The sequence below is a fragment of the Gryllotalpicola sp. CP2-P1 genome, assembly GCF_057512245.1.
The window spans coordinates 1-5,131 of the sequence record NZ_JBLRDT010000177.1 but is presented as its reverse complement, the minus strand read 5'-3'; the positions used below and the strand labels follow the sequence as shown (position 1 = coordinate 5,131).

Annotated in this window: 6 protein-coding genes and 2 tRNA genes; 4 read left to right on the top strand and 4 right to left on the bottom strand. The window is 70.5% G+C overall.

Translation table 11 applies throughout. The features are described 5' to 3' along the window. Positions 1-223: FCD domain-containing protein (locus ACM2XV_RS12065; RefSeq protein WP_487027093.1), on the top strand; the 223-nt coding region annotated here is incomplete at its 5' end. A gap of 74 nt (positions 224-297) precedes the next feature. Then, positions 298-573, top strand: a complete 276-nt coding sequence (locus tag ACM2XV_RS12060; RefSeq protein ID WP_487027092.1) for a hypothetical protein — start codon at positions 298-300, stop codon at positions 571-573. A gap of 17 nt (positions 574-590) precedes the next feature. Here the strand turns inward: ACM2XV_RS12060 and ACM2XV_RS12055 are convergent, their stop codons facing one another. Next, positions 591-1,814, bottom strand: coding sequence for an MFS transporter (locus ACM2XV_RS12055; RefSeq protein WP_487027091.1), 1,224 nt, complete (start codon positions 1,812-1,814; stop codon positions 591-593). Between the two features lie 51 nt (positions 1,815-1,865). Between ACM2XV_RS12055 and ACM2XV_RS12050 the strand changes: the two genes are divergently transcribed. After that, on the top strand, positions 1,866-2,627 hold the full coding sequence (locus ACM2XV_RS12050; protein ID WP_487027090.1) for a DeoR/GlpR family DNA-binding transcription regulator: 762 nt from the start codon (positions 1,866-1,868) through the stop codon (positions 2,625-2,627). A 77-nt stretch (positions 2,628-2,704) separates the two neighbouring features. On the opposite strand, the gene ACM2XV_RS12045 is transcribed toward ACM2XV_RS12050, so the two are convergent. Beyond that, positions 2,705-2,781: transfer RNA gene (locus ACM2XV_RS12045), tRNA-Met, on the bottom strand. A gap of 47 nt (positions 2,782-2,828) precedes the next feature. Then, positions 2,829-2,900, bottom strand: a tRNA-Thr gene (locus tag ACM2XV_RS12040). A 230-nt stretch (positions 2,901-3,130) separates the two neighbouring features. On the opposite strand from ACM2XV_RS12040, the gene ACM2XV_RS12035 reads away from it, so the two are divergent. Next, positions 3,131-4,792, top strand: coding sequence for a glycoside hydrolase family 13 protein (locus ACM2XV_RS12035; RefSeq protein WP_487027089.1), 1,662 nt, complete (start codon positions 3,131-3,133; stop codon positions 4,790-4,792). Here ACM2XV_RS12035 and ACM2XV_RS12030 read toward each other — a convergent pair. After that, positions 4,782-5,131: MBL fold metallo-hydrolase RNA specificity domain-containing protein (locus ACM2XV_RS12030; RefSeq protein WP_487027088.1), on the bottom strand; the 350-nt coding region annotated here is incomplete at its 5' end. The genes ACM2XV_RS12035 and ACM2XV_RS12030 overlap by 11 nt on opposite strands.

Genomic DNA, 5,131 nt, shown 5'->3' with positions numbered 1-5,131 from the left:
GCAGGCATCCGGCAACCCCATGCTCGCTCGCCTCGCGGACGCCGTGGAGTCCGTGCTCGTCGGGCGCACGCAGCACGCGCTCATGCCGAAGGACGCGAACCCCGAGGCGCTGCGGCTGCATCGGGATGTGGCGTTCGCAGTCGCGGGGCGCGACGCGGCGACGGCGGCCGAGGCTGCGGCGCGCATCGTGATCGAGGCCGACGAGGCGGTCCAGGGGCTGTAGCCACATCGAGCGACGGGCACGCCGGCCCTGTCAACCCCGTGGCGCCAGCACAGCGGGAGGAAAACGATGACCGCATGAGTGACGAAGAGAACCTCGAGCACGAGAACGCCGAGCACGAGAACGTCGAGCACGAGAGCAAGCTGAGCGACCTGGCCGACGCCGGGCACATCTTCGACCAGACCAACGGGGTGGTCGATGGCCTGGAGGGCGACGCAGACACGCCCGAGCAGGTCGAGAAGAGAACGGGCAACGGCTCGGCCACCGGCGTTGCGGCCGTACCGGTGCCCGGCACCCAGATGCCCGGCGCTGCCATCCCCGTGAGAACCGATCGCGACGCCGAGAACGGCTGACCTCTTTCAGGCTCGTTTCAGGCTCGCGCAGTCCGGCCGCCGACGGCCGAAGCGAACAGCACGCCGACCGCACAGAGCAGCAGCGGAAGGGTGAGCGCGAGGTTGATGCCGACGGCCCCCGCTATCCAGCCGATGAGCGCGGGGCCGGCGAGCATGCCCGCATAGCCGACGGTCACGACCCGCGAGAGCATGATCGCGGCGCGCGGGCCGGTGACGAGATTGCCCGCCGCCGTGAATATCTGCGGAACGATGCCCGAGAGACCAATGCCGAAGAGCACCCAGCCGGCGAGCGTGACGGGGTAGATCGGCGAGGCGACGACGAGCAGGAGTCCGGCCGCCGCGACGCCCGCGCCCCACCGCACGATCCGGCGCGGCCCCAGCCGCTGCGAGACGCGGTCGGCCGCCAGCCGGCCGATCGTCATGGCGATCGCGAACGCCACGTAGGCGAGGGATGCCGCAGCCGGGCTCTGCCGCAGGTGCTGCACCGCATGCACCGAGCTCCAGTCATTGACCGTCCCTTCGGCGAGCATGAAGGCGAAGGCGAGGACGGCGAGCAGGGCGGCACGGCGCGCGAGCTGCCGCCGCGGCATCCCGGCGCCGTCGAGCTCGCGCGGGCTGCGATCGTCGTGCGACGGTGCGGCCAGAGGCCGGAGGAAGGGCGCGCATGCCGCCGCGCCCAGCAGCACGACCGCGGCGGCAGGAAGGAGCGCCGCAGGAACAGAACCTCCGAGGAGGTTCACGACCCCACCGAAACCGCTGCCGACAGCGCCGCCGATCGAGAAGGTCGCGTGGAATGCGGACATGATGGGCCGGCGGTATGCCCGCTCGACCTCGACCGCCTGATCGTTCATCGCCACATCGATGCAGCCGTTTCCGAGCCCCAGCACTACTAGTCCGACGCCCAGCGCAAGGGGCGTCGCGGCGGCGCTCAGCACGACGGCCCCGGCCGCCAGCAGCAGCGCGCCCAGCACCACAGCCGCGCGGCTGCCGACGCGCGCGGCGAGGTAGCCGGTCGACTGCATTCCGGCCACCGAACCGGCGCCCATGAGCAGCAGCAGGCTGCCGAGCGCGGCGTTGCCGATGCCCGTCTCTCTCGCGACGGTCGGGATCTGCACCACCCAGACCGCGAGCACGAAGCCGTTGATGAAGAACGCCCCGAAAACGGCGGCGCGAGCGCGCCGAAGACGAGCAGTCGAGTGGGCGGGGCCAGCGGGCGCAGCGGCGCCAGTGTCAAGCGTCATGATCGTTCGATCATAGCTAATGATCATTCGAAATTGCACTAGAGTGGATTCGTGCAGGCATCCGAGCGTCGTGCGCGCATTCTCGCGGCCCTGGCAGAGCGCGGCCGCGTCGACGTCGAGCAGCTCGCGCTCGAATTCGAGACCTCCGAGATCACGGTCCGCCGCGATCTCGAGCGGCTCGCGGAGGAGGGCGCGCTGCGGCGCGTTCGCGGCGGGGCGGTCTCGTCGAACCTGCGGGGCGAGGGCATCCCGTTCTCCGCGCGGCTCGAGCAGGGCGACCGCACCCTCAAGCAGCGCTTGGCGACCGCCGTGGCAACGCTGATCAGCGATGGCGAAGCCGTCATCGTCGACAGCGGCACGACGGGGACCGCCACGGCGCACGCTCTGGCATCGCGGCGCGTCACGGTGCTGCCCATGTCTGTGCAGGGCATCGCGGCCTTAGCCGGCAGCACCACGGTGTCGCTTCTCACACCCGCCGGGTCCGTGCGCCCCTCGGAAGGATCGATCGTCGGCCCGCTGATCGACCAGACGCTGCGCGAACTGCGCTTCGACACCGCCGTGCTGACCTGCTGCGGCGCCGACCCGCGCACCGGCGTCAGCGCATACGACATCACCGACGCCGCAGCGAAGAAGGCTATCGTCGGGGCGGCCAGGCGGACGATCCTGTTCGCAGAGAGCTCCAAGTTCGCGCGATCCGCGATGGCGACCGTCTGCACTTTCGACGCCGTCGACATCGTGGTCACCGACGCTGGCCTCCCCGACGAGGTACGCGCCGCCCTGACCGAAGCCGACGTGACAGTCGTCATCGCCTGACGACTGCAGCCTGACGCCCGCCCCGTCGCCCTCGCACAGACGAGAAAACCCCCGGAACCGCGTGATTCCGGGGGCATTGGTAGCTGAGGCGGGACTCGAACCCGCGACCTCACGATTATGAGTCGTGCGCTCTCACCAACTGAGCTACTCAGCCAAGAAATGAGAAGAGCCTTCGGCGGGGCGCAGCCCTACAAAAAGCAGAGCCCCGAGTCAGGATTGAACTGACGACCCCTTCCTTACCATGGAAGTGCTCTACCACTGAGCTATCGGGGCGTTCGCCGGTCGCTGTCGAAGGAACAGACGCTCTGGCAACCTGCAAGAGCATAACAGAGCGACCTTGTCGCGATGAAATCGTGCTGGCCTGGGCGGGGCAGGTTTCACGAGGCCGGCGCGCCCCTTGCACGCGCGATCGAGAGCCAACGAGCGCGAGCGAGCCGGATGCCCGCGCGAGACGCGCGCGGCAACCCCTCGGCAAGCCGCACTTCGCTCGATAGCGTGGCGCTATGGCTTCAGAGTGGTGGCGCAGCGCAGTGATCTACCAGGTGTACCCGCGGTCGTTCGCGGACTCGAACGGCGACGGGATCGGAGACCTGCCCGGCATCACGAGCCGCCTCGAGAAGATCGCCGAGCTCGGTGCCGACGCCGTCTGGCTGTCGCCCTTCCAGCCCTCCCCGCAGAACGACGCCGGCTACGACGTCGCCGACTACGTCGGCGTCGCGCCGCTGTTCGGCACCCTCGAGGACTTCGACGCCCTGCTCGCGCGCGCTCACCAGCTCACCCTCAAGGTCATCATCGACCTCGTGCCGAACCACACCTCGAGCGAGCACGAGTGGTTCAAGGCCGCCCTCGCCGCCGGCCCCGGCTCACCCGAGCGCGAGCGCTACCTGTTCCGCGACGGCAGGGGGCACGGCGGCAACGAGCCGCCCAACAACTGGCAGTCGGTCTTCGGCGGCGGCGCCTGGACCCGCGTGACCGAGGCCGACGGGACCCCCGGCCAGTGGTACCTGCACCTCTTCGACGTCACTCAGCCCGACCTCAACTGGCGCTCCCCCGTCGTGCGCGAGTCCTTCCGCGACATCCTGCGATTCTGGCTCGATCGCGGCGTCGACGGCTTCCGTGTCGACGTGGCGCACGGGCTCATCAAGGCCGAGGGCCTGCCCGACTACACGCCGCCGAAGCCGCGCTCGATGGGCGGCGGCCACACGGGTGCCGAGGACGTCGAGGACAAGCCGGAGACCGCGCCCTACTGGGGCCAGGACGGCGTGCACGAGATCTTCCGCGAATGGCACCAGGTGCTCGCCGAGTACGACGGCGACCGCGCGCTCTGCGGCGAGGCATGGGTCGAGCCGCTCTCGAAGCTTGCGCAGTGGGTGCGCCCCGATGAGATGCAGCAGACCTTCAACTTCAGCTACCTGCTCACCGAGTGGCAGGCCGAGGCGCAGCGCGAGGTCATCACCGAGTCGCTCGAGGCGTTCGAGTCCGTCGGCGCGCCGGCGACCTGGGTGCTCTCCAACCACGACGTGCTGCGGCACACGACGCGCCTCGCGCTCTCGTTCGAGAGCCCGCAGGGTGCCGGCGTCGGCCCGCGGGACATCCCGAATCTGCCCGAGCGCCACTTCGCCCTGCGCCGGGGCCGCGCCGCGACCGCGCTCATGCTCGCGCTGCCCGGCTCCGCCTATCTCTATCAGGGCGAGGAGCTCGGCCTGCCCGAGGTCGCCGACCTGCCCGACGACGCCCGCCAGGACCCCACCTGGTTCCGCACGGGCGGCGAGCGCTATGGGCGTGACGGATGCCGCGTGCCGATCCCGTGGGAGGCCGAGGCACCCGCGTACGGGTTCTCGCCGTCGGGCGCCTCGTGGCTGCCGCAGCCGCCCGAGTGGGCCGAGCTGGCGCGCGACGAGCAGGAAACCGACCCCGGCTCGACGCTCGCGATGTATCACGAGCTGCTCAACCTGCGCCGCGAGCACGCCCTCGGCGAGGGCTCGCTCGAGTTCCTCGAGGGCTACGGCGAAGACGTCGTGGCGTTCCGGAATCAGGACGTCACGGTGATCTCGAACCTCGGCGGGTGGGACTTCTATCTGCCCGACGGCCGCGTCATCGGGGCGAGCGCCCCGGTCGGGCGGAACCTGCCGCCGGACACGACGGTGTGGATGGTCACCGAGTGACCGGGGTGCCGTCGAGCGTGTAGCGCACGCCGTACTCCGCGATCACGCGGCGCGTGCCCGACGGCACCTGCAGGCGGCGCGGGCTGAAGCTGTGGATCGGGAAGACCACCGGCGGCGCGACGCGCTCGACCATGGCGTGCAGATCGTCGGCGGTCGCGTGGCCGCTCGAGCCCGCGAACCGCAGCTCGACGCCGAGCCGGGCGAGCCACGCGGTGAACGGCCGCCACCAGGTGTCGAAGTCGCCGAGGGGCTGCCCGTTCGAGTGCAGCAGCACGTCGCCTGGGTGCAGCGGCAGATCGAGCAGGCTCGGCAGGTCGTGCGGGTCGGGCATCACGACGA

Coding starts and splice junctions, on each gene's coding strand:
- ACM2XV_RS12060 (WP_487027092.1), top strand. CDS start 298: ATGAGTGACGAAGAGAACCTCGAGCACGAGAACGCCGAGCACGAGAAC.
- ACM2XV_RS12055 (WP_487027091.1), bottom strand. CDS start 1,814: ATGACGCTTGACACTGGCGCCGCTGCGCCCGCTGGCCCCGCCCACTCG.
- ACM2XV_RS12035 (WP_487027089.1), top strand. CDS start 3,131: ATGGCTTCAGAGTGGTGGCGCAGCGCAGTGATCTACCAGGTGTACCCG.